At 53.8% G+C, this 25,692-nt stretch carries 17 protein-coding genes; 13 read left to right on the top strand and 4 right to left on the bottom strand.

The genetic code is table 11. From position 1 onward, the window contains the following. Positions 1-16: 16 nt before the first annotated feature. From tssM to tssH, 11 genes are all read left to right on the top strand, one after another. Complete coding sequence (gene tssM, locus AAFH99_RS01460; RefSeq protein ID WP_406828466.1) at positions 17-3,559, top strand: type VI secretion system membrane subunit TssM; 3,543 nt, start codon at positions 17-19, stop codon at positions 3,557-3,559. A 15-nt stretch (positions 3,560-3,574) separates the two neighbouring features. After that, entirely contained in the window at positions 3,575-4,261 is a 687-nt protein-coding gene (tagF, locus tag AAFH99_RS01455; RefSeq protein WP_406828465.1) for a type VI secretion system-associated protein TagF, read from the top strand. A gap of 398 nt (positions 4,262-4,659) precedes the next feature. After that, entirely contained in the window at positions 4,660-5,478 is an 819-nt protein-coding gene (locus AAFH99_RS01450; RefSeq protein WP_406828464.1) for a hypothetical protein, read from the top strand. A gap of 82 nt (positions 5,479-5,560) precedes the next feature. Beyond that, positions 5,561-6,847 carry a type VI secretion system protein TssA gene (gene tssA / locus AAFH99_RS01445; protein WP_406828463.1) on the top strand — a complete coding sequence of 429 codons (1,287 nt, stop codon included), beginning with the start codon at positions 5,561-5,563 and terminating at the stop codon, positions 6,845-6,847. Between the two features lie 45 nt (positions 6,848-6,892). Continuing rightward, the gene (gene tssB, locus AAFH99_RS01440; RefSeq protein ID WP_043319677.1) at positions 6,893-7,411 is read left to right on the top strand and encodes a type VI secretion system contractile sheath small subunit; all 519 of its coding nucleotides are present in this window, start codon (positions 6,893-6,895) and stop codon (positions 7,409-7,411) included. Continuing rightward, positions 7,411-8,898 carry a type VI secretion system contractile sheath large subunit gene (gene tssC / locus AAFH99_RS01435; protein ID WP_043319676.1) on the top strand — a complete coding sequence of 496 codons (1,488 nt, stop codon included), beginning with the start codon at positions 7,411-7,413 and terminating at the stop codon, positions 8,896-8,898. The genes tssB and tssC (AAFH99_RS01435) overlap by 1 nt, the downstream gene beginning before the upstream one ends. A gap of 96 nt (positions 8,899-8,994) precedes the next feature. Continuing rightward, entirely contained in the window at positions 8,995-10,506 is a 1,512-nt protein-coding gene (gene tssC / locus AAFH99_RS01430) for a type VI secretion system contractile sheath large subunit (protein ID WP_081848096.1), read from the top strand. Further along, a complete protein-coding gene (gene tssE, locus AAFH99_RS01425; protein WP_043319675.1) occupies positions 10,506-10,979 on the top strand; it encodes a type VI secretion system baseplate subunit TssE in 474 nt (157 codons plus the stop codon). The genes tssC (AAFH99_RS01430) and tssE overlap by 1 nt, the downstream gene beginning before the upstream one ends. Then, the gene (gene tssF, locus AAFH99_RS01420) at positions 10,979-12,808 is read left to right on the top strand and encodes a type VI secretion system baseplate subunit TssF (protein WP_043319673.1); all 1,830 of its coding nucleotides are present in this window, start codon (positions 10,979-10,981) and stop codon (positions 12,806-12,808) included. Before tssE ends, tssF begins: the two co-directional genes overlap by 1 nt. Then, positions 12,772-13,911: a type VI secretion system baseplate subunit TssG gene (tssG, locus tag AAFH99_RS01415; protein WP_406828462.1), complete on the top strand. Its 1,140-nt coding sequence runs from the start codon at positions 12,772-12,774 to the stop codon at positions 13,909-13,911. Before tssF ends, tssG begins: the two co-directional genes overlap by 37 nt. Before the next feature lie 109 nt (positions 13,912-14,020). Further along, entirely contained in the window at positions 14,021-16,669 is a 2,649-nt protein-coding gene (gene tssH / locus AAFH99_RS01410; RefSeq protein ID WP_406828461.1) for a type VI secretion system ATPase TssH, read from the top strand. A gap of 125 nt (positions 16,670-16,794) precedes the next feature. Here the strand turns inward: tssH and AAFH99_RS01405 are convergent, their stop codons facing one another. From AAFH99_RS01405 to AAFH99_RS01390, 4 genes are all read right to left on the bottom strand, one after another. Continuing rightward, complete coding sequence (locus AAFH99_RS01405; protein WP_406828460.1) at positions 16,795-17,088, bottom strand: PAAR domain-containing protein; 294 nt, start codon at positions 17,086-17,088, stop codon at positions 16,795-16,797. A 24-nt stretch (positions 17,089-17,112) separates the two neighbouring features. Then, positions 17,113-17,688, bottom strand: coding sequence for a DUF6931 family protein (locus tag AAFH99_RS01400; protein ID WP_043319670.1), 576 nt, complete (start codon positions 17,686-17,688; stop codon positions 17,113-17,115). An 11-nt stretch (positions 17,689-17,699) separates the two neighbouring features. Next, positions 17,700-19,604, bottom strand: coding sequence for a type VI secretion system Vgr family protein (locus AAFH99_RS01395; RefSeq protein WP_406828458.1), 1,905 nt, complete (start codon positions 19,602-19,604; stop codon positions 17,700-17,702). 251 nt (positions 19,605-19,855) lie between these two features. Next, on the bottom strand, positions 19,856-20,344 hold the full coding sequence (locus AAFH99_RS01390; protein ID WP_043319667.1) for a type VI secretion system tube protein Hcp: 489 nt from the start codon (positions 20,342-20,344) through the stop codon (positions 19,856-19,858). Positions 20,345-20,948: 604 nt separating this feature from the next. Here AAFH99_RS01390 and AAFH99_RS01385 point away from each other — a divergent pair. Together AAFH99_RS01385 and AAFH99_RS01380 are read left to right on the top strand one after the other, a co-directional pair. Then, positions 20,949-23,564: a bifunctional serine/threonine-protein kinase/formylglycine-generating enzyme family protein gene (locus AAFH99_RS01385; protein ID WP_406828457.1), complete on the top strand. Its 2,616-nt coding sequence runs from the start codon at positions 20,949-20,951 to the stop codon at positions 23,562-23,564. Positions 23,565-23,620: 56 nt separating this feature from the next. Further along, positions 23,621-25,657, top strand: coding sequence for a ShlB/FhaC/HecB family hemolysin secretion/activation protein (locus AAFH99_RS01380; protein ID WP_231491884.1), 2,037 nt, complete (start codon positions 23,621-23,623; stop codon positions 25,655-25,657). Positions 25,658-25,692 lie beyond the last annotated feature (35 nt).

Below are 25,692 nucleotides of genomic sequence, written 5' to 3'. Positions count from 1 at the left end.
AAAGCTGGAAATTACCATGAAACGTCTGGCCAATTTTTTTGCCAATAAATGGGTGCTCGGCCTGATCGGCCTTATCGCGCTGTCTCTATTGATCTGGTTTGGTGCGGAATACATCAAGTTCGGTAGTGAAAACGCGACCCTGTCAAAAGGTGTGCGCATTGCCATTATCGTCTTTATGTTCGCGCTCTGGATCGTGTGGAATCTGGCCCAGTGGCTGGTTGAGCGGCGTCAGAATCAGGCGCTGATCGAGGGTATCGAAGCGTCGCAGGACGAGGCTCCTGGCGATCCGGACCAGGAGCGCAGTCAGGAGGAGCTGCAGGCACTCTCCGAACGTTTTCGTGACGCCATGCAGGTGCTGCGCAAAGCACGATTCCGTTCGGCTCAGGGTCAGGTCTCTCTGTATCAATTGCCTTGGTACATCATTATCGGGCCGCCGGGGTCCGGTAAAACCACTGCGTTGGTGAATTCCGGCCTGGAGTTCCCCCTGGCTCAGAGTCACGGCAAAGAGGCTCTTGGCGGTGTGGGGGGCACCCGGAATTGCGATTGGTGGTTTACCAATGATGCCGTGTTGATCGACACCGCTGGCCGTTACACTACACAGGATAGTCATCGGGTATATGACAACAGCGCCTGGCAGGCATTTCTGAGTCTGCTGCAGAAGTATCGTCGTCGCCGCCCGATTAACGGTGTGCTGGTTGCAATCAGTCTGCAGGACCTGATGGTGCAGACTGCGGAACAGCGTACGCATCAGGCGAAAACCATTCGAGCCCGAGTTAACGAATTACAGCAGCAGCTGGGAGTTCGCTTTCCCATTTATCTGACCTTTACCAAGTGCGACCTTGTGGCGGGTTTCAGTGAATTTTTTGACAACCTGTCGCAGGCGGAGCGTGAGCAGGTCTGGGGCATCAGTTTTCCGGAAGAAGCCCGCGTAGGCGACGGAGCGCCGCTGGACGAGTTTGTCGGTGAGTTCCGCGCATTGATTGGCCGGCTCAATCAGCGTGTCTTGTGGCGTGTGAATCAGGAGCGCAATATTGAAAAGCGTGCACTGTTGCAAGGGTTTCCCGCGCGTATGGAAAGCCTGCAGAGCGTGCTCTCGGACTTTGTGCGCCAGGCATTCAGCCCCAATCGTTACGACACCGTACCGTTGGTGCGCGGAATTTACTTTACCAGTGGCACTCAGGAAGGTAGCCCGATTGACCGTATGATGGCCTCGGTCAGTGCTGACTTTGGTCTGGAGCGAGATGTAGGGCAGAAACATCAGGGTAATGGTAAGAGCTACTTTCTGCATCGCCTGCTGAAAGATGTTGTTTTTCCGGAGGCGGAGCTTGTCGGGGTAAACCGGAAGTTCGAGCGTGCTACCCGCTGGTTACGGGGGGCAGTTTATGTCGGTTCAGCCGCGGTATTTATCGGTGCACTATTTTTATGGACCGGCAGCGTCGCTCAGAACAAGCTGTATATGAATGAGGTACGGAACCATATTCGCAGTTTTGAAACGCTGCAGGCCGAAACGCGCGGTCGCCGTCTTTCACCAGCGGAAGCGCTGGACCAGCTGGAGCATCTCCATTCAGCTTCCCGCGTATATCAGAAAGAAGAGCACCCTTGGTTGAATAACCTGGGCCTGTATGACGATCGCGTAGATCACGCCGCGGATCTACTGTATGAACAGCAGCTGGATACCCTTTTCCTGCCCGCACTGAAGACCGCCATTGAACGTGACTTGTCACGGATGGATAGTACCGACCCGGCTCTGGTATCGACCCTGAAAACCTATCTGATGTTCTTTGAGAAAGACAAGCGCGATATAGAAACGCTGAAGGGGTATTTCTCTGAGGATTGGTCAAAGCGTATGAGTGGCGAGGCGGCCAAACAGGAACAGTTGCTTGCCCACCTTGAACGCCTGTTTTCCCGTCCGCTGCCGGAAGGACGAGCACCGAACGAGCGTGTCGTCGCCAGTGCCCGGCAGCAACTGCGCCGGATTCCGGTGCCTCAGCGCCTCTACGGTCAGCTGCAGCGCAGTGATCTGGGGCAGGCGCGGGTTGACCTGTACGGGGAAGTCGGTGGGGATACCCGGCAATTATTCGGTGTCGATCCGGCGGACCCCCGGTTCCAGATTCCCTATCTGTATACCAAGGCTGGGTACAAGGAAGTGGATTTCAGTGCGGACTCCCCATTGCTGCAGAAGCTGGCAGAAGAGCGGTGGATCTACGGAAGTGACCTGGACGGTGAAGACTTCAGTGAAGAAGACCGTGAACAACTCGGTGAGGATGTAAAACGCATTTATCTTGCGGAGTACCAACAGCGCTGGCAGCAATTTTTGACCGGGTTCTCGCTGACGGGCTTCAGCTCCACCTCTCAGGCTTTTGACGTTCTGTCCAAGCTCGCTGATCCGGTGTACTCGCCGTTGCTCGCAGTCTCTGAGATTACCGCGGACAATACTCGACTGACGCTGCGTCCGGAGCTGCCGGCGGATGCCAATGGCGTGCCATTGCCAGTATCGAGCACTACACGCCGGTTGGGTGGTGCCGCGGTTAGCGGCGCCGCAAATGCGATTGCGGAACAGTATCAGCCCACGGTCGTTGATATACGTTTTGAGGAGCTGCACAGGCTTACCCGCAGTGAGAAGGGCCGCCCGGCGAGGGTTCAGGAATACCTTACTGCAATCGGTAAAGTGCAGGAGTATCTCGCTGAAATCGACGGCGGTGTGGACGCCAATGAAGTGGCCTTCAACAAGGCCAAAGCGCGTTTTTCCGGTGCGAGTGACGCGATCAAGCAATTGCGCATCAAGGCCACCAATGCGCCGGCGCCCTTCGACCGCTGGCTGACACAGGTAGCCGACAATACCTGGGCACTGGTTATGGCAAAGGCAAAAGGTCATGTCGATCGCGCCTGGCGTGAGCAGGTTTACACTGTATATAGCCGCAGCCTTGCCAACCGCTTCCCATTGCAAAGTCGCAGTGAACAGGAAGTGCCAGTGTTGCTGTTTAATGAGTACTTCAAACCCGGCGGCATCGAGCAACAGTTTGTTCAGCAGTATCTGAAACCCTTTATTGATACGCGCAACTGGAAGGCGCGCGCTCTGGAAGGGCGTACGCTTGGTATTTCCTCGAGTTCTCTTACTCAGTTGAAACGCGCGGAGATTATCCGCAAAACCCTGTTTGCTCAGGGGGAGCAGGCTGGTTACGGATTCCGCATAGAGCCGACAAAGCTCGACTCCGGTGTGCGCCTGTTCGCACTCGAGTTGGGCGATCAGCGGGTGCCGTACTCGCATGGCCCGCGTACCAGTCGCAATCTTGACTGGCGCGGTGGTGAGTCCAATCGTGTGCGTATTATTTTCGAAGATCTGAATCAGACGATACATCGGCAGCACTTCGAAGGGGATTGGGCCTGGTATCGTCTGCTGGGTAATTCGGAGATGACTCGTGGGCGCAGTAGTAATGAGTATCTGCTTACCTTTAGCGAAGAAGGGCGCTCGGCGCAATTCCGGGTGCGATCGTCTAGTGCCTATAACCCATTTGATAAAAACCTGTTGGCGGCTTATCGCTGCCCGCAGGTCCTGTAAGCGCGGGTTTCGTTTATGGCGAATAGAGGCATATTCGGCAAACTGCCTGCGCACGGCGACTTCCTACAGAGGGATCTACCTGGCTCTTTTGTGACGCCGTGGGACGAATGGCTTCAGCGGGCGGTACATGGCGCTCGGGAAATAATCGGCGAGGGTTGGCTGGATTATTATCTTACCAGCCCGATCTGGCGCTTCGCATTTTCACCGGGTGTGCTCGACGGCCACAGCTGGGTCGGCGTTCTGGTTCCGAGTGTCGACAGTGTGGGGCGTTACTTCCCCCTCACTTTAGCGGCTGCGCAACCCAGTTCGGTGAACCCTTTTACATTGATGACGGATGACCGCGTCTGGTTTCAGGCGTTATCGGATCTTTCTGTCGACGCGCTTCAGAATGGACTTCTCGTGGATCAGGTTCTCGAGCGTTTTCCCGTCTGGTCTGGAGAAAGTGTCTCGCAGGCCCACGGGGGTATTACGTTGCAATCCTCTGGTGACAGCCAAGGGTTGATTTCAGTGAGCGGTGGCAATGATGTTGAGGACAGCTATCCCCTGCTTCTGGAAACCCTGATGAAATCCCATGCCAGCAGTTATAGCCTGTGGTGGTGTGCGGGCTCACAGCACCTGAATGCTACTTCCATGTTATGCGCTGGTTTGCCCGACCCGTCTACCTACTGCTCGATGCTGGGGGCGCCCGAGTATCACTGGTAGGAAGCGCGTGGGGGTAAAGTTGCCGAGTGGGGAGAGCGTTCTGATAAGGATCCACTTGGCAGCAAATGTAATCAATCGCGGTAAATTACACCGATGAAATATCGTGTAATTATGCGCCGTACAAAAACTGAAGTAATTTTTGCATTACTTGGTATGAGCGTACCAATATAAATGCGCATTTTCGGGAAATTGCTTTCCCGATGCGCTTCTTTGCCGATTCAATTTCGATAGAATAATGGTTTGTAATTTACTTAATCGGTACGTGTGTACCGGCTGGCCTGGCCCCGATTTTCTGGGCTCAGGTTGCTGCATTCGCTGCGGTAATTCCTGGCTGGGTTGAGAGCCGCCGCATTTGTATAGCCTCCATGGACTGGGAGGCAAAAACTCAGGGAAGAGAAATGTCAGTAAATGACTTTCAGGTTGTGTTTACCGGGCGCCTGCTTGACGGCTATTCCCGACGTGAGGGCATAGCGCACCTGGCCAGCCGGTTTGGTCTCGAATTTCATCAGATCAAACGTTTACTTTCCGCCGGGGTATCGGTGGTAAAGCGGTACGAGCATTCGGTGGATGCCGAGCGGCTCGCGAAAGCCTTTGCCGCCGCCGGCTGGCATGCAGAAGTTCGTGGCACTGAACAGCAGGACGGCAATACCAGTCACGCAGTGGCAGGTGTGGAAAATTCCAGCGAGTGGGCCGCTGGCGTAACGGGAGAGAAGCTGGCTGCCAGTGATGGTAGTTGTTCACTGCAGTTGCCAGCCCATTGGCAGGCCCTGCCGGGCCTTAATCAGAGTGCGGTAATTGAAGCCGGGAATCTCGAAAATAACGAGTTTTGTGTGGTGCTCTGGCAGTCTGTGCAGCAATTTGATTCCTCTGCTGCAATGAAAGATTACTGTAGTGCACAACTGCAACAATGCGCACGTCAGATTATTTGTGGAAAAGTGATTCGTCCCGCGGCGCCGTTTGCGCAAGGTCGGTTTGAGGGATTTGTAGGCGAGATCAGCGCACGCATCGATGCGATTCCGGTGCGTTACCTAGTGGCTTGCAGTCGGTGCGATGGCCGGGTGTTTACACAGTTTTTCTGGTGTGAAGCGCAAAAGTTCGAGGAAAAGCGCTCCTTGATTGTGAGTGTTTTGGGCAGCTTCAACACTGTCAGATCGTCCGCGAGACCTGCAGAAAGGGTGGGTCGGATGTCACGCCGTAAGCGGCGTATGTGGGCATGATTGTGCCTTCAACTGAATATTGAGTTTTCTTTGATCTGCGCCTATCTGGCCAGATTGGGTATTGCGAGAAAAGGGAATTTCTATGGCATTCGCCAATGTGATCGAAATTGACGGTTTACTGCAGGAGATCAGTGCAGACAGCCCGCAAGGGGAGGATATCCGTGAGGATCGCTCACCCACTTCCGATTACTACACCATCAAAGATGCGCGCAATAGCGCCCGGGCGGCCGAACGCTCGGCAATGTTTGATGACAGTGATACCGACCTGCTGGCACCGTGGCGGGATGTCGCCAGAACCGCAGAAAAGATTTTGCGAGAAAAAAGCAAAGATCTCGAAGTGGCAAGCTGGTACACCGAGGCACTCATCCGTTTGCACGGGTTTGCCGGCCTGCGCGATGGTGTGGTGTTGATCAGTGGCCTGGTAGAGCAGTTTTGGGATGACCTCTATCCTGAGCCCGATGAAGATGGTCTTGAAACCAAGGTTGCTCCGCTGACCGGCCTGAATGGCGATGGCGCGGACGGTACGCTCTTGCTACCTATCCGTAGTGCGGAAATTACCCCGGAAGGGGATTTCGGTGGTTTCTCATTCTTCCAGTATCAACAGGCAAGAGACGCGGACAAGATCGCCGATCCGGATGCAAAAGCGGCCCGCGTTGAAACGCTTGGTTACGGTCTCGGGGAATTTGAACAGTGCTCGAAAAGCGCTGCCCCCCAGTGGGCTCAGGATCTGGTGGAGACACTGGAAGAAACGCTGACAACCTACAAACAGATCAATGAAACATTGCGTGGGCACTGTGCCCACGATGCGCCCCCCTTTTCCAACATCAGCAGCCTGCTGGATGAGGTGCTGCGTACAACGCGCTTCATCTATCAGGAGCAGCTGGAATCCCTGGCGGCGGTTGCCGAAACCGCGGAGATTCCTGATGGTGAAGCACCACAGGAGCCGGGAATGCAGCAAGTGACCGCGATGGTGCAGCAGATCGCGGCGCCTAACGGCGCCATTACTTCTCGTGAAGATGCACTGGTGCTGCTGGAGAAGGCCGCCCGTTATTTTCGCACCTACGAACCCCACACGCCCCTGGCCCCCGGGCTTGAGCGGTTAATCAACTGGGGGCGCATGACGGTGGCCGAGTTGATGACCGAACTTCTTCCGGATGACCAGTCCCGTGCGATCTATTCACAGCTGACCGGCGTCATGTTGGATGGCAGTGACAGCCAGCGTTACGTTGCGCCTCCGGCAGCAGCGGTGCGCTCCGATCAGGCGGCGGCGCCTGAGGAGCAAGCGCCGGCCCCTGACAGTCAGAGTGGCGATAGCTGGTCCGACCAATCTGAATCTGAGCCGGCTTCTACCGGCGCCCCAAGCTGGTAACCCCGACTAATCCCACGATTTCCAAATTGAGGAAAGGAGACCCCGATGTCCGAGAGCATTCACAACAAACTCAAGCGTGTGCGCAAGCCGCGTGTCCATATTACCTACGATGTGGAGACCAATGGCGCGGAGGTAAAAAAAGAGCTTCCATTCGTCACCGGGGTGATGGGGGACTATTCCGGTGATAACACCGAAAATCGTCGACCACTGAAAGAGCGTAAGTTTGTTCAGATTGACCGCGATAATTTCAATGACGTCATGGCCAAGGTGAATCCAAAGCTGAATCTTCAGGTTGAAAACACGCTTGCTGGCGACGGCAGCAAGATGGCAGTAGACCTGGATTTCAACCATATGGATGACTTCTCCCCGGAGCAGATCGTCGACCAGGTTGAACCTCTGAAACAGCTTCTGGAAGCACGCAGCAAACTGCGTGACCTGCTGAGCAAGGCCGATCGCTCAGAGGAGTTAGAGAAAGTCCTTGAGGATATTCTGAAGAGCACAGACAACGTCAGCGCTATCTCTGAGCAGCTTGGCCTCGGTGAAGAAAAAGGAGAGGATGCGTAATGAGCACCGAAGTTGAAAACGTAGCAGAACAGGAAGTTGAAGAGCAGTCCGTCAGTCTGCTGGAGCAAGCCATTTCGGCCACCAAGCAGACCCAGCCGGATGAAGCTCAGGACCTGATTGCCAACCTCACCAAGCAGGCATTGCAGGGCACCCTGACCTGGGATCGCAACCTGACCCAGACCATCAATAAGGCTGTGCAGGCAATTGATCAGGCGATGTCGCGCCAGCTTTCCGCTATTCTTCATGATGAGAAATTCCAGAAACTGGAAGGCTCCTGGCGTGGTCTCAACCACTTGGTGATGAATTCTGAAACCGGTGCAACGTTGAAAATCCGGATGATGAATATCAGCAAGCGCGAACTGTTTCGCGACCTGGACAAGGCTGTGGAGTTCGATCAGAGCCAGACTTTCAAAAAAATCTATGAAGAAGAGTTTGGTACTGCAGGTGGTGAGCCGTTCGGTTGTATGATCGGTGATTTCGAATTCACCAGTCACCCGGAAGATATCGAGTTACTCAGTAAGATGTCTAACGTGGCAGCTGCTGGTTTCTGTCCGTTTATTTCTGCTGCCGGTGCCGGCATGTTTGGCTTTAACGATTTTACCGAGTTGTCGAAACCCCGTGATCTCGGTGGTATCTTCGAGTCCGGTGAATACATCAAATGGCGCAGCTTCCGCGACAGTGACGACTCCCGCTTTGTCACCCTGGTGATGCCCCGTACTCTGGCTCGTACCCCTTACGGCGCGAACACCAAGCCTGTGGAATCCTTCAACTTTGAAGAATTTGAAGTGGACGAAACGGGTCTTTCAAAACCGGCAGAGCACGACCAGTACTGCTGGATGAACGCGTCCTATGTCATGGGTACCACCATGACAAAAGCATTTGCAGAGAACTCCTGGTGTACTGCGATTCGCGGTGCAGAAGGGGGTGGTAAGGTAGAAGGCTTGCCGACCCACGTGTTCAAAAGCGATGACGGCGATCTCGATCAAAAGTGCCCGACGGAAATTGGGATTACCGACCGCCGTGAAGCTGAACTCAGTGCCCAGGGCTTCCTGCCGCTGTGCCACTACAAGAATACCGACTACTCCGTTTTCTTCGGTTCCCAGAGTGCACAGAAGCCTAAGGTCTTCGACAATCCGGATGCCACTGCGAATGCATCCATTTCCGCCCGTCTGCCATATCTCATGGCGACTTCCCGTATCGCTCACTACCTGAAAGTGATGGCACGGGATAAGGTCGGCTCCTTCATGGAAGCCGGTGACTGCGAGCGCTGGTTGAACAAGTGGATTTCTCAATACACCAATTCCAACCCGGATGCGAGTGCTGAGATGAAGGCCAAGTATCCGCTGGCGGAAGCCCGTGTTGAAGTGAAGGAAATCCCCGGACAGCCTGGTTGCTACAGCGCTGTGGCCTATCTGAAACCGTGGCTGCAGATGGAAGAGCTCACCACTTCCATGCGCATGGTCGCCAATATCCCTTCAGCGGGCTAAAGGTAGGGGGCCGGCATTTCTGCCGGCCCTGCTGTGCCCGTTCGGCGTGTTTGTTTTTTGTCAATTCTGTCCCAAGGATCCCGGGGAGCTCTCGCCTTGTCTGCCGTCAATTCCAGCCCAACTACCGGCAGCGCGTCCGTACATTGCAATGAAAGTGCGCTTGAGGCCAACTGGCTAAAGGAGTTTCTTGACGAACCTGATGATCTTTTCGCTTTCGAGCTGTGGGTAAGTGCCCGTGGTGCCGGTGATACACAGCGCAGCACCAGTGTTCGGCAATGGATCAGTGGCGTCATCAGTGAGCTGGATATGCTGATCAGTGATCAGCTCAACCACATTATCCATGCGCCGAAATTCCAGCGGCTTGAAGCGAGCTGGAGAGGGCTTTCCCTGCTAATCCAGCAGACGCCGAGTGCTGACAATATCAAGATCAAACTGCTGGATCTGAGTTGGAAAGATTTGTCACGGGATATCGAGCGCGCACCGGATTTTGATCAGTCGGGCTTCTTCCATCTTATCTACAACGAAGAATTCGGTACGCCGGGTGGAGAGCCTTATGGGCTGTTGCTGGGTGACTACTATATTTCTCATCGTCCGTTTGACGGTCACCCCTACGATGATGTTTTCACGCTACAGGGAATCGCCCATACAGCGGCTGCCGCCTTCGCGCCGTTTATCTGCAGCGCCACGCCGCAGCTGTTTGGTGTGGATAGCTATGACGATCTTGCGAAACCCATGGATTACGGCGAGATTTTCCGTGAAAAACAGTACATCCGCTGGAACAGTTTACGCGATCTTGAGGATAGCCGCTTTATCGGGATCACCCTACCGCAGGTGCTGATACGGGAACCGCACACTGAGGGCTTTTCCGCATACCGCGGGCTGCGTTTTCGGGAGGATGTAGCGGCGACAGATAGTAAAAACTATCTATGGGGAAATAGTGTCTTCGCGCTCGGTGCTGTGCTGGTGCGGGAATTTGATGAGGTAGGTTGGTTCTCCCATATTCGGGGTGTCGCTCGGGATCACCTGGGGGGCGGTCTGGTGACCCAGCTGCCGGCTCTTGGCTACGGAGTGGACAGTCAACCACAGTTCCTCAAGATGTCGACCTCGATTCTGGTTACGGATTTCGTTGAGCGTGAACTGAGTGATCTCGGCTTTATATGCCTGTGTCACTGCTACGACACACCTTATAGCGCCTTTAACAGTGTACCTTCACTACAGAAGACCAAGCAGTACAGTTCCAAAGCTGCTCAGGCTAACGCTCGGATAAGCAGTATGCTGCAGCAGATACTCTGTGCCTCCCGGTTTGCGCACTACATCAAAGTCATGATTCGCGACAAGGTTGGAGCCTATATGAACGCTGCCGATTGCGAGCGTCAGCTGCAACACTGGATGGATCGATATACCACGGGCCGCGAAGACCTGTCCTGGGAGATGCTTGCTCGCTACCCATTGAGAGAAGCCCGTGTGCGGGTGGTCGATGAGCCGGGCAAGGCGGGGAGCTATCAAAGCATTATTCACCTGAAGAGCCATTATACCGTCGACCACCTTGTATCCGAGTTGAAATTGACCACCGCACTTTCGCAAATCGGCGTGGGGGCTGCGAATTGATGGCCAGAGAAAAGCGCCTGATTGCGCCACTGCTGGACCGGTTGTTGGAGTCCTCGGAGCGGGTAGATCTGCATCGTCCCCATCAGGTGCTACGTCAGTTGCGCGAAGGGGTGAGACGGGATCTTGAATACCTGTTCAATACCCGGTATCGCTGCATTTCAGCCCCGGAAGAGCACGAACATCTGGAGGCATCGAATATCAATTATGGTTTGCCGGACCTCTCTACGGTAAACCTGACCTCTGCAGACAGCCGTAAACGATTCTGCCGGGACATTGAGCGCACGATACTCGATTTCGAGCCACGTATTCGCTCGGTCAAGGTATCCACTCAGGAAAAGATCGATGTGGAAGACCCCAGTATCCGCTTTCGTGTAGAAGCCGTATTGCATGTAAATCCCGCTGCCGAGGTGATCGTGTTCGACTCCACGCTGAACCCGGTAACCCAACTCGTGGATGTTTCGGAGATCCTGTAGTGAGTGAAAAGCTGATTGATTTATACGAGCGGGAACTGGCATTTGTACAGCAGAGTGCCGGTGAATTTGCGCGCCTGCACCCCGCCGCCGCTTCCCGACTGCAGCTCGATGCGGAAACAGTCGACGATCCCTTGGTCGGTCGGTTGCTGTCCGGATTCGCCTATATGAACGCGCGGGTGCAGCAAAAGCTCAACGACGATTTCCCTGAACTTACCGATGCAGTACTGGAAACCCTTTATCCACATTATCTGCGCCCAATACCCTCCTGTGCCATCGTCCAGTTTGAGGCAGAACCGGACCTGGATGCCATCGTGCATCTGGAAAAGGAGCTGGTGTTGGAAACAGAGAGCTTCCAGGGGCAGACCTGTCGTTTTAGCAGTTGCTATCCGGTTGATGTATCGCCGTTTCGCGTTGAATCTGCAACCTTGATGCCGCGGCCATTTATCGCGCCGGGGTGCAATGATATCCAGGGTGCCAACGGTGTTCTCAAGCTATCCCTGAAAACGTTTAGCAGCGAAGTGCATTTTTCCGAACTTGCGCCGGACTCGTTGCGCTTTTTTCTGCGGGGACTTCCCAGCCATATCTGCGAGCTCTATGACCTGCTGCTGACGAAGTGCGTTAAATTGGTGGTCGCAAATGGGGAAGGTGATCCCTCGCCGGTAATGCTTGAGGCCAACCGAATTGAACAGGTTGGGCTCGATAGCGATGAAGGATTGCTGCCTTATCCGGAAACCGCCTTCCTGGGCTATCGCCTGCTAACGGAATATTTCACCTTTCCGGAGAAATTCCAGTTTATTGATATCACCGGCGTGGCGGACGCCATTGATAGTCGCTATGGCGATACCCTGAACCTGTATTTCTATTTGTCGGAAACCCACGACGAACTGGAAAAACAGATGACCCAGGAGATGTTCGCGCTTGGCTGCACACCCGTCATCAATCTGTTTGAACAAAGTGCGGATCCGATCCCCGTGGATCACCGCCAGTACCAGTACCATGTGGTTGCGGATGTCCGCCGTACCGACGGTCTGGAAATTTATTCCATTGATGAGGTCAATGGCACTGATACCTCTGGGAATACAACGCGCTATCGCCCTTTCTACGGACTACAGCACAGCCAGTCGGGTAGTGCACAAAGTGCGTTCTGGTACGCGCGGCGTCGCGATGTGATTGAAGGGGAACACGGGAACGAACTGGCATCTGAGCTTGATATCAGCCTCGTGGATCTTGATTTCCGCCCTCTTGAGACCGCTGGCCAGACGCTGGATCTGAAGCTCACCTGCAGCAACCGAAACCTGCCAAAAAAGCTACCTACCGGCAATGCCCAGCCCTATCTAACCATTGTGGATGGCGATGCGCCAGCGCAACGGATCAGCTGTGTGGTGCCGCCCAGTGAAACCCTTCGACCACCGCGACGGGAGCGTAGCTATTGGCGTCTGATTTCGCACCTGAATCTCAATCATCTATCGCTGAGTGGAGAGGGTGGTTGCGACGCCTTCAAGGAAATACTTCGGCTTTACGATTTCCGCAATAGCGGAAGTACACGCAATCTGATTGAAGCTCTGCTTAAGATGGAAACCCGGCCGATTACCGCGCCCATACAGATTGATGGCAGCGTCGTGCTCTGTCGAGGCACAGAGGTCACGATTGTTCTGGATTCCATGATGCTCAAGGGTACCAGTGCGTTACTGTTTGCCAGTGTGATTGAACGATTCCTTGGACTTTACTGTTCGATTAATTCATTTACCCGGTTGATTGCAAAATTGAGTGGCCGGGATGGAGAGCTTAAGCGATGGCCACCGCGCGCAGGCGACAAAGCACTGGTGTAATAGAGCAGCTGCGCTCCGAACCTTACCGATTCGAGTTTTATCAGGCGGTGCGGCTTCTCGAGTCTGCGATTCTCGCACCGGGTAAGGATTCACCCTACGGCTCTGGTCGGCTTGGTACAGCCACACCACCTTCACGAGAATTTCTGCGCTTCAAGTCGCAGTCATCACTGTCTTTTATCAGTGCCGATATTCTGAAGCTACATCGTCGATCGGCGTCGGGTGGTGCAAAGGGTAGTGATACCGACGCTGAAAAGTGGGAGATGGAAGTCGGTTTTACGGGCCTGATCGGCAGTCAGGGCGTACTGCCGTACTTTATGACCGAGGTAGTGCAGCAGGAGTTAAAAGAGAAGAATGCTGCTCTAAAAGATTTTCTCGATATCTTCAATCATCGACATGTGTCGCTGCTATATCGTGCCTGGCAGAAATATCAGCTGCCCGTGAACTACGAGCAATCGCGCCTGCGGCGTGACAAAGAGCCGGATCTGTTCTCTCAGGTCATCGCGTCGGTTGCGGGCCTGGGTACCAGTGAAATGCGGTACCGTCTGCCTATTCCAGACGACGCACTGCTGGGCCTGGCCGGACACTTGGGCCGTCAACAGTGTTCCGCCACGGGGCTTGCGCAGATGATACGGCAGTTTTTTGGTCTCAATGTGTCCATCGAGCAGTTCCAGGGGCAATGGGATGAGTTACCCGAGGATGTACTTACGCGACTGCCGTGTGCGGAGCAACCTCTTGGGGTTAATAACCGCCTGGGTGTTGATACCATCATGGGGACACGCTGTTTCCAGGCGCAGAATAAATTTCGTGTAGTGATCGAACCGATGGATTACGACACGCACATGGCCATGGCTCCCGGTGGGCGTAAGCTGGAAGCGTTGAAGTCTTTCATCCAGCTAAGTGCAGGCGTAGAGATGGATTTTGAAATCTCTGCGACCCTATTCACCGACGATGTCGCACCGGTGCAGTTGTCCGATCAGGCGGCAACACAGCCTCTGCTCGGCTGGAATACACATATGTCCACAGAGCCCGAGACCAGTGAGCCGGTATATATCAGTTTGAGTGCCGATCAGATGTCGCCTGATGAAGCGCTGCCGTCGGCATGATTCATAGCTGTTTGTAGTCAGTACATCCAAGTCTGAAAGGAAACCGCCGTTACGCAGAAGCGTGATTACTTGTCGCTTTCGAAACGGATTACCAAAAAGGGAAAACTCTATGATCAACATTGATCTTAAGCGCCTGGTAGAAACCATGACGCCGCACATGCGCGAGTCGCTGGAAGGAGCGGCTGGTCTTTGCCTGGCGCAAAGCCAATACAACGTGGAAATCGAGCATTGGTTGTTGAAGTTGCTGGATCAATCCGACACCGATCTGTTTCACCTACTCGAAAAGCACGATGTAAATCCTTCCCAGTTCGCCAAACAATTGGCAACTGCTATTGCAGCCTTCAAATCCGGAAGCAGTCGCCCCGCAGCACTTTCTCCCGCGATCGTTGAAGCTGCGAAAAACAGCTGGATGCTCGCATCTATTGATTTCGGGCACCGGGTGGTGAGTTCCGGGCATCTGCTGGCTGCGCTGCTACTGGAGGAAACGGCCCGTCGCCAGGTGCTGGAAAGTTGTCCGGTACTGAAAAGCATCGCACCAGAGTCAATTCGCGAGACCGCCCGTGCGATGTTCGGACAGAGCGCTGAATCCCATCACCTGAGTGTCGCCGCAGAAGGCGGTGAAGCGGCTGCAGCGGCGGTTATGGCCAGCAAAGCGCCGGCCCTGGATAAATATACCGTCAACCTCACCGAGCGCGCGCGCAACGGCGAAATTGATCCGGTATTGGGGCGTGACGAAGAGATACGTCAGTGTGTCGATATCCTGACTCGCCGCCGGCAAAACAACCCGATCCTCACTGGCGAGGCCGGGGTCGGAAAGACCGCAGTGGTCGAGGGCTTCGCCCTGCGTATTGCCAATGGTGATGTGCCAACACCGCTGCGTGATGTTGCAGTGCGCACCCTGGACCTGGGTCTGTTACAGGCTGGCGCCAGTGTAAAAGGCGAGTTTGAAAATCGCCTGAAGTCCGTGATTGAAGAAGTGCGCGCGTCAACCACCCCGATTATTCTGTTTATCGATGAAGCACACACCATGATCGGTGCGGGCGGCAAGGAGGGGCAGGGGGATGCAGCCAATCTGTTGAAGCCTGCATTGGCGCGGGGTGAACTGCGCACCATCGCGGCAACAACGTGGGCCGAGTACAAGAAGTACTTCGAGCGGGATCCGGCGTTAACCCGTCGATTCCAGGTCGTAAAGGTGGAAGAGCCAGACGAAATCAAGGCTATCGATATGATGCGGGGCATTGCGTCCAGTTTGGAGTCCCACCATAAAGTCCGAATTCTGGATGAGGCAATTGTTGCGTCGGTAAAATTGTCTCACCGTTATATTCCGGGCCGACAGTTGCCAGACAAATCCGTCAGCCTGCTGGATACCGCTTGTGCGCGGGTTGCGCTGAGCCAGTCGGCAACACCGGGCGCTATCGAGGATGCTCAACGAATTATCGCTGGCGCCGAGCGCACTATGGAAAAGCTGCGTCGGGAAAATGCCGCCACTGGTAGCCATGAAGATTCATTGGCCGCACTGCAGGCAGATAAAGAAGCGGCAGAGCAGCGTCTTGCACAGCTCCAGAATCAACATCAGCAGGAACTAGAGCTGATCACGCAGATCCGCGCCCTGCGGGACCAGATTGACGAAGCGTTTGCTGTGGAGGCCACATCAGATGAATCGCTGCTTGCCGATCTCAAACAGCAACTGCAGGAGCTGACAGCCCAGTTACAGAGTATTCAGGGCGACACGCCTTTGATGCAGCCGGAGGTCGATGAACAGGCTATTGCCGCGGTAATCGCCAACTGGACCGGAATTCCCGTCGGGAAAATGGTCGCCGATGAAATTCACGCAGTACAGAGCCTGGCAGGGCGTTTGAATCAACGTGTCATCGGTCAGCCACACGCGCTGGAAGCTGTCGCGCAAGCGATCCGAACATCCCGCGCCGGACTCACCGACCCGCGCAAGCCGGTCGGTGTCTTTCTGTTCTGTGGTACCAGTGGTGTGGGAAAAACCGAAACCGCCCTGGCGCTCGCGGATACACTGTTTGGGGGCGAGCAGAATATTACTACCATCAATATGTCTGAGTTTAAGGAAGAGCACAAAGTATCCATGTTGCTCGGCTCTCCTCCCGGTTATGTGGGGTATGGCGAGGGTGGTGTCCTGACAGAAGCAGCGCGGCGTAAACCCTACTCCGTGATCCTTTTGGATGAGATGGAAAAAGCACATCCCGGTGTGCAGGATATCTTTTATAACCTGTTCGATAAGGGCACCATTAAAGATGGTGAAGGGCGTGATATCGATTTTAAAAACACCGTCATCATCATGACTTCCAATGCCGGAGAAGACGCAATTCGCGCGATCTTTAATCAGGTGGAAGAAAAGCCGGAGCCTGAGGTGCTGCTGGATAATATCCGGCCGCACTTATTGCAGAAATTCAAACCGGCATTTCTTGGGCGAACCAATGTCATCGCATACTATCCGCTGGATGACGAGAACCTGGTGGAAATCTGCAAAATCAATATGCGTCGTATCGAGAACCGTGTGAAAGAACACTATGGGGCGGAGTTCAGCTATGAAGACGATGTGCTAATCAGCATTGTTGCCCGTTGCCAGGAGGCAGACACCGGGGCGCGGAATATTGAAGTCATACTCAATCGCACCGTGTTGCCGGCGCTGGCGAGCGAGTGCCTGGATCGAATGGCCCGTGGTGAGGACGTCAAACGGATACATATCGGTGCAACGGAAGAGGGCGAATTTGAATATCAGGTGAGCTAGGAAGCTGTTTGAGCATGTAATCATTCAGGTGTTGAGCAGCTCCCCGGTCTGGTACCGGGGTCTTGCCTGAAGTCGAAAAGGCCGTGCATCATCCCTGGGATGGACACGGCCTTCTTTTTACTCTCTTAACCGCCCACCAGAACGGTAGGGCAGCCTATGACAATCTTGCCGCCGTGACTGGTCGAGTCGCCCATGCGGGCTGCCGGCTTGTTGGCGATCAGTACGGTGGTGCTGCCCATGACAATGCTGTCTGGTGGCCCGACGCAGGTACAGGTACTGCCCATCGTTGCGGCAGGCATACCGCCAATCAGCACGGTGGGGCTCCCTGGTGAGACGATTGGCCCTCCGACATGGGGAACTGTGCCGGTTACCATGGGGCAAACGTGCATGTCTGTGAGACGTGAAGCGGGCTTTCCCATTGTTGAATACTCCTGGCTACTTGGTTAGCCGGCTTTTCCGTTACCGCCGCGGGCGAGATCGAGGCCCTGCTGTAGATAGCGCTCGAAGGGTTGTTCGGGGTTCACGGGATCAAGCATCACCGCTGCCAAGGAAACACTACCCGCGACAGCATGGGCATACAGGTGTTCCGGTGCTTCCACCACGGGCTCATCGGGTCCTGCCATGCTCCCATGGCACCAGCTGGCCGCGGTGGCGGCCCAGCTCGCCGGTGTCTTGTATTTGGTGGCTTCCCCCATCTGTTTGCAAATCAGGCGCCGTTCTTCGCTGGGTTTCTTGACCCAGTTTTCTGCGGCCATCAGCGCTTTGCGATTATTTTCATCGGTCTCCGGTGTCTCGATATCGCGGGTGCACAGGCAGGCCCACCAGACGGCTTCCCGTTTCGGAAGGCCACGGGCAAGCAGTTTGACTGCATCGCCATAGCATGCCGCTTCCATCAGGCGCAGGATGCTGATCTCCGGTGCGGTATCCAGAACCAGGTGCGGCTGCCCTTCTTCACTGATTTCAATGTCCTGTAACAACTCTTGCGCGGTTGTTGCCTGAACTTTCACCAGGTCAGTCATAATGTGTTCCGTCAGTTAATCTTGGTGACGCCGCCTTTGAGTGTCAGTATCCCACCGGCCTTCATTTCCGCCATGGAGTCGCCCTTGCAGGTTAGCATGGTGCCTTTGATCTCAATACCCGATGGTTTGATGGAAATACTGTTGCCGCCCACTTTCAGGTCGATGGATGTCTTGGAGGTGATTTTAATGGCTCCCATCACATCAATGGTCTGTTTCCCACTTTTCACCTTGAGGGTGTGATCGCCGGAATTGAGAGTCACTGACTGACTGCCCTCGATATCCGTCTTCTGATCGCCCTTGCCGAGCGTAATTGTTTCATTACCTTCGGTTATGGTAATGGTGCGGTTATTTTTGATTTCCAGCGTCTGATCATTATCAATCTTTCCTGTTTGATCATTATTGATCAGAAAATTGTGATCCTTGCCGGCTTCCATATAGATTTCTTCGCTGTCCTTTTTGTCGTCGAAGCGAAGTTCGTTGAATTTGCTGTCCTTGATCTGTGTTTTCCAGCCGCTCTGAGTAGCGGTGTACTGGGGGCCAGGATTATTGCTGTTGAACACTGCGCCTGTCACCAGTGGTCGATCAAGGTTGCCGTTGATATAGCTCACCACCACTTCCTGACCGACCCGCGGGACAAAACTGGCTCCCCAGTTCTTTCCTGAAAAAGACTGCAACACCCGAATCCAGCAGCTATTTTGCTTGGAGTTCCAGGGAAATTTTACTTTGAGTTGAGTGTATTCGTCCGCAGAACCGGAGGAGTCTGTGGCCTTCACCTCAACTACGGTGGCCACCTGTGGTGCATGGGACCTGTTCAGGTTGCCGAAAGGTACCGGCCGCGGCATGACCTTCTCGGGGATACAGGTGAATGTATTGCTGAACTGGGAGTCTTCGCTGTTACTGTCTTTCGCTGATAGCCGCAACGAGGTGATGAGATACTTGCCTTTTTCACTTTTCAGCGAATGTGCCAGCTCAAATCTACCCCCAGCGCAGAGTTCGCCGCAGTCACTGGTGCCGCGCGCTATATCAAAGCCCGCTTCCAGTGACTCGACCGCATGCTCGGTGAGCGTTTTGTGGTGGCTGTCTTGAAATACGTGGGTTCCATCTGATTTCGGTTCGAAGTGATTTCGACCGTACAGGCTCTGGATATAACCTTTTACGTTATTCAGTTTGCTCGCCGTTGATACATTCTGGCTATTGTCTTTGTCAGGAGTATATTCGTTGTAATCTTTAAACTCGAAACCACCACCGTGGTAATTGAACTCGCGCTGCCAGCTACGTACGGAATGCATGGTTGGATGGCTGCCGCCTCCATCGTACTCAAGTTTTTCGGTGCGACAGTCGTAAAAGTGCTTGCTGTCGTCACAAAGAACAAGCTCGTGTTTGCCGTCAGATTGCAGGAAGTAATAGGCAATTCCTTCTTCAGAGAGGAGTCGGCTGATAAACTGAAAATCGCTTTCATTGTGTTGTACACAATATTCGCGTTTCAGAAAATTTTTGTTGCACTTGCTGCTGAACGTGACCACTCCGGCGTGCTCTTTGAGCACTTCCTTGACGATAGTGAGTGCGCATTTGCTCTCGAAGATACGATTCTGCCCAGCCAGTGTAGTGAACCAGAGGCCTGGTTGAATGACTGCGGTATATTCCCGCAGCCCCTCTGCGTTCACGTCGAGCATGGAAAAATGTGTCACGTAGCCGTTGATGTATTTTTCCGCATCACCGTGTTGGATCGTGGCGGTAAATAACTTTCCGACGATCTTGTCCTGGGTGATTTCGTGGTCGTCCGACATCAGACGGAGCTGGTAGCGATAGGTGTTGGAGATATGCTCTTCGCCAGAAATGGCGGTGGCGATAAATACATCTTTTCCGATCGGACAATCCGTCCGGATCATGCGATTGTCTTGATTGATTGAAGACATATCAGCCCCAAGTCCTTGTCGGCGCCGGGGTTCTCATGCTGGAGCCCCTGAAGCGAAATTCCCTGTGATTACGACCCTGTTACCTGGAAATCGCCGGTATCTTGGCGCCCTCAGGACGTATTCGAGAAAGGTTGTATAGCAAAGTCAAATATCAGTAAAACAGAAAAGCCGGGCTTGACAGCCCTCTGCTGCTAAGCCCGGCTCTTCGCGCCGACCGCTGAACGAAATGTCGCAGTCTGCGATTGACCAGATTACAGCGGAGTTGCAGTAGTAAGGTCGTATCCAACACGCATGTTTTTCGGGTTTTTGTTGGTTTTGTCCGCGTGGTTGAGGTCCGCTTCGATCTTGGCGAAACTCAGAGAGATGGACTCAGCGGGTGCACCACCTGCGGCAGCAGAGATGCTGTAAGAAGAGATCAGTACATCTTCCAGAGTATAAACAGCGAACTTCTCTACAGAGTTGGCGCCGGTCTGAACTACATGGATCTCGACTTTGACACCTTCGTCGCCGGTAACGGAAGACTTGAACAGACCGCCGGAAGCAGCATCAATACGCTTGGTCACGGTAACTTCGCTCAGGCTTGGGCGAGTGGCTTCACGGTTGGCTACTGCGCCTGCTTCCATGGAGATACCACGGCCTACACCGAAGTTGAAGCTGTCAACTTCAATCCAGTCTTCATAACCTTTTGCAGTTACGTTACCGGCTGGCGCCTTGTTATTGAAGTTCATGTAGATAGCCATTTTTAATCCCTCAATATGGTATGGATCGTTGGTGGGGTTTCCTTTTCCACCGCGACAGCAGCAGTTCAAGGAGCGCCGAAATTGGCGGGCGAGTTGGATTTAAGCAGAGCCAAAATCAAAATAAAACCTTCTTTATCAATTATTAAATCGACTCTGGCACTAATTTTCTGCGCATTCTATACGACCTCCACAGTACCGGCTGAGCGCTCCAATTTGACTCTGGCACGAATAAATGTGCTCGTGAAACGGAAAAATCTGCTTTGGATGGCCGCTGGATTGGATGGTGTATCGCCTCCCGGGATTGGTACTTTCGTACCGCTCACCTCCAGCATTGTTGGTACGATGGTTTTAGTTGGGGTCAAATTGGTATCGACTCACCAGTTATGTAACGAATTGTAATAGGAAATCGGGTAAAACCTTGCTGCATTCAATTGTTGGCGCATGAGCCCTTCGATATACTTTGCGGCCTTCGGGCATGGCCCCACTTCTATGTTTGCGCTCCCCGAAATCACTAGGCGCGATGCAGGTTATCGGTAAAACGTGGGCGATGAAAAATTATACCGGCGAGAGGATCTGCCGCTGAGTTTACACCAGGGAGATGGTTGTGAATGACAAGACCCGCATAATCCAGAAAGCTGCGGAAAACCTGTCGGCCTGTGACGATTCAGATGTCACAGTATTTGTTGGCAATGAAAATACGGGTGCCAACGACCATCCGCCCATTGGTGGGAATCCTGGTCTGGTACCCGCAAGTGCTGGCGATATAACTGGCGAGGTAACTTTGGCGACAAAAGGCATCGCTGGAGCCCTGGACGGACTCGATGCTACTGTGATTGTCGATTCTGGAGGTGTGCCGGATGCGCTTCCCCGTCCGCGGGAGGCGGTGCACTTCGAACCGTCCACATCCCGTGAAGGTGCAGTAACCAAAACGATCATCAAAGGCCGTTTCGAGCTGGATAAATTGCTCGGTGTGGGTGGTATGGGCGCCGTTTACAAAGCCCTTGACCGCCGCAAGCTGGAGGCGAGCGACAGCGACCCTTATGTTGCGATCAAGCTCCTTAACGAAGATTTTCAGAAGCATCCCGATGCGTTTATTTCGCTGCAGCGCGAGGCACGAAAATCCCAGACCCTCGCTCACCCCAATATCGTAACCGTTTACGACTTCGATCGCGAAGGCGACCGCGTCTTCATGACGATGGAGTTTCTTGAGGGGGCTCCCCTCGACAAGTTGCTCCGAGAGCATGCGGATGTGGGTCTGGAGAAAGAGCGCGCAGAGGCTATCCTGCGCGATGTTTCCCAGGCGCTGATCTATGCGCATTCCCATCGCATCGTGCACTCGGACTTCAAGCCCGGCAACATTTTCGTTACCACAAAAAAGGGTGCGAAGGTGATTGACTTTGGTATTGCGCGAGCGGTATCCGAAGGTGGAATTGCAAGTAAGGCCGGTGAAAAGACTATTTTTGATGCGGGTACTCTGGGGGCGCTAACACCTGCTTATGCAAGTCTGGAGATGCTCAAGGGTGGGGAGCCCAAACCCAGTGACGATGTCTTTGCGCTCGGCTGTGTCGCCTATGAGTTGTTTTCCGGTAGACATCCCTACAACAAAATACCTGCGGATAAGGCCTTTGAGCGAAAGCTCAGGCCCAAACGTATTCGCTCCCTCACCCGTCGTCAGTGGCGTGCTCTAGAATCTGCGCTCGCTTTTCATCGCGAGGACCGTACGGATACTGTCGAACGGTTTGTTCAAGCGTTTTATGGGAAAACAGGGTGGAAGTGGGCTTTCGGCACACTGTTTGCGGCAACACTGGTCGCAGGCGGTATCGGATACAACCATCTTGAGCAGGAAAACGCCGCCGAACAGCAGCGCGTGAAGGTCGAGCTTGAGAAAAAGCTGGAGCAGGAACTGTTGCAGCGCCGGATCGCGGACAAGAAAGAAGCTGTTAAGCGCCTGCTCGGTCTCAGTGTGCTTACTCCAACCTGGGAGCGCGATTTGCGCACCGAGCTTCAGGAATACACCAAGCTGAATCCTGCCGATGAGGACTTTGGTGAAACGGTACACCGCGCTGTATCTGACCTGTTTATCGCTGCGGCGACGGGGCAGTTGAATCTCGGCAATCTCGAGCCTGCGGAAGAGATGTTGGGGCGCGCTGCAAACTGGAATGAGAATGTTGCGGGTGCCGAGACCATTCGTGCCCAATTGAATCAGGAGCGTGAGGAATTGCGCCGCAAGCTGGAAGAAGAGCGGTTGGCGGCGGAGCGTGAGGAAGAGCGTTTGCGTCGTGAAGCACTACGCGCAGAGCAATTGCGCATCGCTGAGGAGAAGCAACGACAAATCGATATAGTACTTGATGATATGGAAAGCACGTTGAAGTGTGATTTCAATATCAACCTCCCTCTGATCGGCGATACTCTGACCCGCCTTGCCTCAATTGACCCTACCAAAGCTCAACTACTGCGCCCTGTAGTGGGTGAAGAGCTCGCAGGCTGTTTTGGGCAGCTTGCGTTGAAGAGCCCAGCAAACACAGCTGCTTTGCTTGAAGATGCCCGCGCCATGTTGCCCAAGCAGGAAGTGCTCGCGAGTCTCGATATTGACTACTGTGCACATCTGCGGCCCGGAAGTGGTGCCCGTGGCGATCGCTATAGCTGCGCAGACCCTATGGCATCAGGTGGTCAAGGCCCTGAAATGGTGGTGGTTAACGGAGGCTCCGGCCGCCCGCTCGCGGTAGGTAAGTTTGAGGTAAGTGGTGGCGAATTCTCGGCATTCTGTGTCGCCACTGGAAGCTGTTTGCCCGTGCCGGCGAACGATGCGCAGCTTCCCGCACATAACCTCGAGTTGAGCCAGGTAGAGGCATATCTCAACTGGCTGAGTCAGGAAACCGGACGTCACTACCGCCTTCCTACTGAGCGGGAGTGGTTTGCGGCGGCAAGTGCCAACGGGGAGCCAGAAGTTGCTGATCGCAATTGCTACCTGCGCTATGGCGGAATCGAGAAAGGCGCTGAGTTAGTTCCTGTGCACACCGGGACAGCGAATCCCTTCGGTATTGTCAATGCGGTGGGTAATGTGCAGGAGTGGGTGTTCGATATGGATGACAATCTGATCGCCGCCGGCGGCAGTCGTCAAGACCCCATGAGTCGTTGCCTTGCCACCTCGAAAATGTTCCACGCTGGTGGTGCTGACCAGATCACGGGATTCCGCGTTGTGCGTGATCTAACCCGGTAGTGCTACCGGGGTGGAAAAGGTTGTCTTCAGTTAATTAAACAAAACGAATAATAGCAGTGCGCAGTTTCACCTTGGCGCTGCAGGATTTTGCGAAAGGAATTCCGGGGGGATCCGTGTCTTCATTAAACAAGGAATGGTTATGCGCTGCATTGGCAGGTGTAATGGCAGTTGCATCACATGTGGAAGCACAACAAAGCGACTCCAGCTTTCGCAGTCGTGTGCGACAGGCCTTCGAGCAGGATGTGCCCCACGTCAACGATGAAGATGTCGCTCGGGAATTTGAGCGCCGTGCACAGGAAGCCCGCGACCCCAATCTGGATACGGATATACCTGAAGTTTCGGGCCGGGAAATCGGTCCCAGAATTTCTGTCAAGGAGTTCCGCTTTCACCGGCTGGAGGAGTATCCGGAATTTGGTATTGACCGTGAAACCGTCGAGGCCAAGGCGGAAGCGTTACGTGTCAAATACATGAAAGAGGATAAGATCGTCGCTGCGGGTTATACCGTCGATAACCTTAAGGAAATTGCGTTGCTTCTCGACGGCATGGGCGCACGTTTTGCGCCAGAGAACCTGGGGCCGCGGGAGCTGCGCAAGCTTGTTAATACATTGGAAAGGCAAAACGCGCAGCGTGGTCTGAGCTACGTCGATCTGGAGGACATCGCCGCCGAACTGACCCGGTTTTACCGACAGCAGGGGCTGTTTTTGGCGCAGGTCCAGATTCCGGCGCAGGAAGTGCAAGATGGCGTGGTGACCTTTTCGGTACAGGAGGGGGTGCTCGGCCAGGTATCCGTGCACGACAATCAGAAATATGGCGAGAAGCAGCTTGCTGCAGCTTTTTCCTCGCAAAAGGGTGAGTTGGTTAATCATGAGAGCATTGAAGAGTCTCTTTATCTGCTAAACGACCTGCCGGCATTGAACGTCACCGGTTACTTCAGCCCTGGCGATAACCCGGGTGAGACTCGGCTAAATCTCAAAGTGAGGGATGAGAGTGACTGGCGCCTGGTAACCCGTATGGATAACCATGGTTCTACCTTTACCGGTGATAACCGAATTTTTACGTCGGTGGACTGGTTCAACCCCCTGGGGATTGGTGATGAACTCACCGTGGGTTACTTGAAGTCCTCCGGTATTGATGAGTTTGATTCTGGCTTTGGTTCAAACCTGGGTCAGCTTAAATACAGCCTACCCTTATTGAACCCTCGAACACGAGTGCAGCTGTCTGCAGATTACAATAAATTCAAGATTTATAATCCCGAAGATGAAAATGACTTTATTAATCTGCTCGAGCTGGAAGGTATTAATGAAAATTATGGTTTGAATTTCGAGCATAAGTTTCGGCGCTCACGGGACTTCAATATTACCGGCAACGTAGCGGTTACTGACAAGAAAACTGAAATCCTTGCGGCGACGCCAATCCTTGAACGTTGGGATCATGCACTTGGAGGAGAGGTCGGTATCTATCTGGATCGGCTCTCTGGTGGCAGCATCCCGATGCTGAACGTAATCAATGCAAAAGTACAGTACGGTGAGCTCACCAGTTACTCTGGCGAGACGGACCTGGAAACTGATTCCGAGTTTGAAAAGTTTGCTGCGGAAACCAGTTCCTTACTGTTTTTGCCAATGCCACTGACCGACTCACAGTCTCGCCTGATCATAAAGAGTCGCTGGCAGTATAGCGAAAATACGCTGCCGTCATTTGAGCAGTTATCTCTTGGTGGTGCCAACGGCGTGCGCGCTTTTGATGTGCGCGATTTTTCAGCCGATCAGGCTGCATTACTTTCTGCCGAATGGTATCCATCCTTCCCTGATGTGATTAACCCAATAATTTTTGGTAATCGCTTGAACGATATGCTGCAAGTGGCGGTTATTGCTGATGCTGGTTACGGCGTGGTGAATAATTTTGAATCTGACTTGAACAACGATTGGGCAGCTCTCGCAGGAGCTGGTTTCCTGTTTAAGTTCAGCTGGAGTGAAAGCTGGGTTAGCCAGTTGTCAGTGGCGTGGCCAACAACTTCAAAATCTTCGGTAGACGGCACTGGAGACAATGCCGATACGCCAACCTTATACGCAGACTTCTCCTACTTCCTGCAATAAACAACATTCAAATTTAATGGTATCGGCAGCGCTAC

It is taken from the genome of Microbulbifer sp. ARAS458-1, assembly GCF_045348205.1.
Taxonomy (GTDB): Bacteria; Pseudomonadota; Gammaproteobacteria; order Pseudomonadales; family Cellvibrionaceae; genus Microbulbifer.
Note: the sequence above shows the minus strand (reverse complement) of the source record. Positions and strands in the feature narration are given on the sequence as shown.

What these genes read in the sequence shown, in the direction of transcription:
- tssM (WP_406828466.1), top strand. Translation starts at nt 17, where the DNA reads ATGAAACGTCTGGCCAATTTTTTTGCCAATAAATGGGTGCTCGGCCTG.
- tagF (WP_406828465.1), top strand. Translation starts at nt 3,575, where the DNA reads ATGGCGAATAGAGGCATATTCGGCAAACTGCCTGCGCACGGCGACTTC.
- AAFH99_RS01450 (WP_406828464.1), top strand. Translation starts at nt 4,660, where the DNA reads ATGTCAGTAAATGACTTTCAGGTTGTGTTTACCGGGCGCCTGCTTGAC.
- tssA (WP_406828463.1), top strand. Translation starts at nt 5,561, where the DNA reads ATGGCATTCGCCAATGTGATCGAAATTGACGGTTTACTGCAGGAGATC.
- tssB (WP_043319677.1), top strand. Translation starts at nt 6,893, where the DNA reads ATGTCCGAGAGCATTCACAACAAACTCAAGCGTGTGCGCAAGCCGCGT.
- tssC (WP_043319676.1), top strand. Translation starts at nt 7,411, where the DNA reads ATGAGCACCGAAGTTGAAAACGTAGCAGAACAGGAAGTTGAAGAGCAG.
- tssE (WP_043319675.1), top strand. Translation starts at nt 10,506, where the DNA reads ATGGCCAGAGAAAAGCGCCTGATTGCGCCACTGCTGGACCGGTTGTTG.
- tssG (WP_406828462.1), top strand. Translation starts at nt 12,772, where the DNA reads ATGGCCACCGCGCGCAGGCGACAAAGCACTGGTGTAATAGAGCAGCTG.
- tssH (WP_406828461.1), top strand. Translation starts at nt 14,021, where the DNA reads ATGATCAACATTGATCTTAAGCGCCTGGTAGAAACCATGACGCCGCAC.
- AAFH99_RS01405 (WP_406828460.1), bottom strand. Translation starts at nt 17,088, where the DNA reads ATGGGAAAGCCCGCTTCACGTCTCACAGACATGCACGTTTGCCCCATG.
- AAFH99_RS01400 (WP_043319670.1), bottom strand. Translation starts at nt 17,688, where the DNA reads ATGACTGACCTGGTGAAAGTTCAGGCAACAACCGCGCAAGAGTTGTTA.
- AAFH99_RS01395 (WP_406828458.1), bottom strand. Translation starts at nt 19,604, where the DNA reads ATGTCTTCAATCAATCAAGACAATCGCATGATCCGGACGGATTGTCCG.
- AAFH99_RS01390 (WP_043319667.1), bottom strand. Translation starts at nt 20,344, where the DNA reads ATGGCTATCTACATGAACTTCAATAACAAGGCGCCAGCCGGTAACGTA.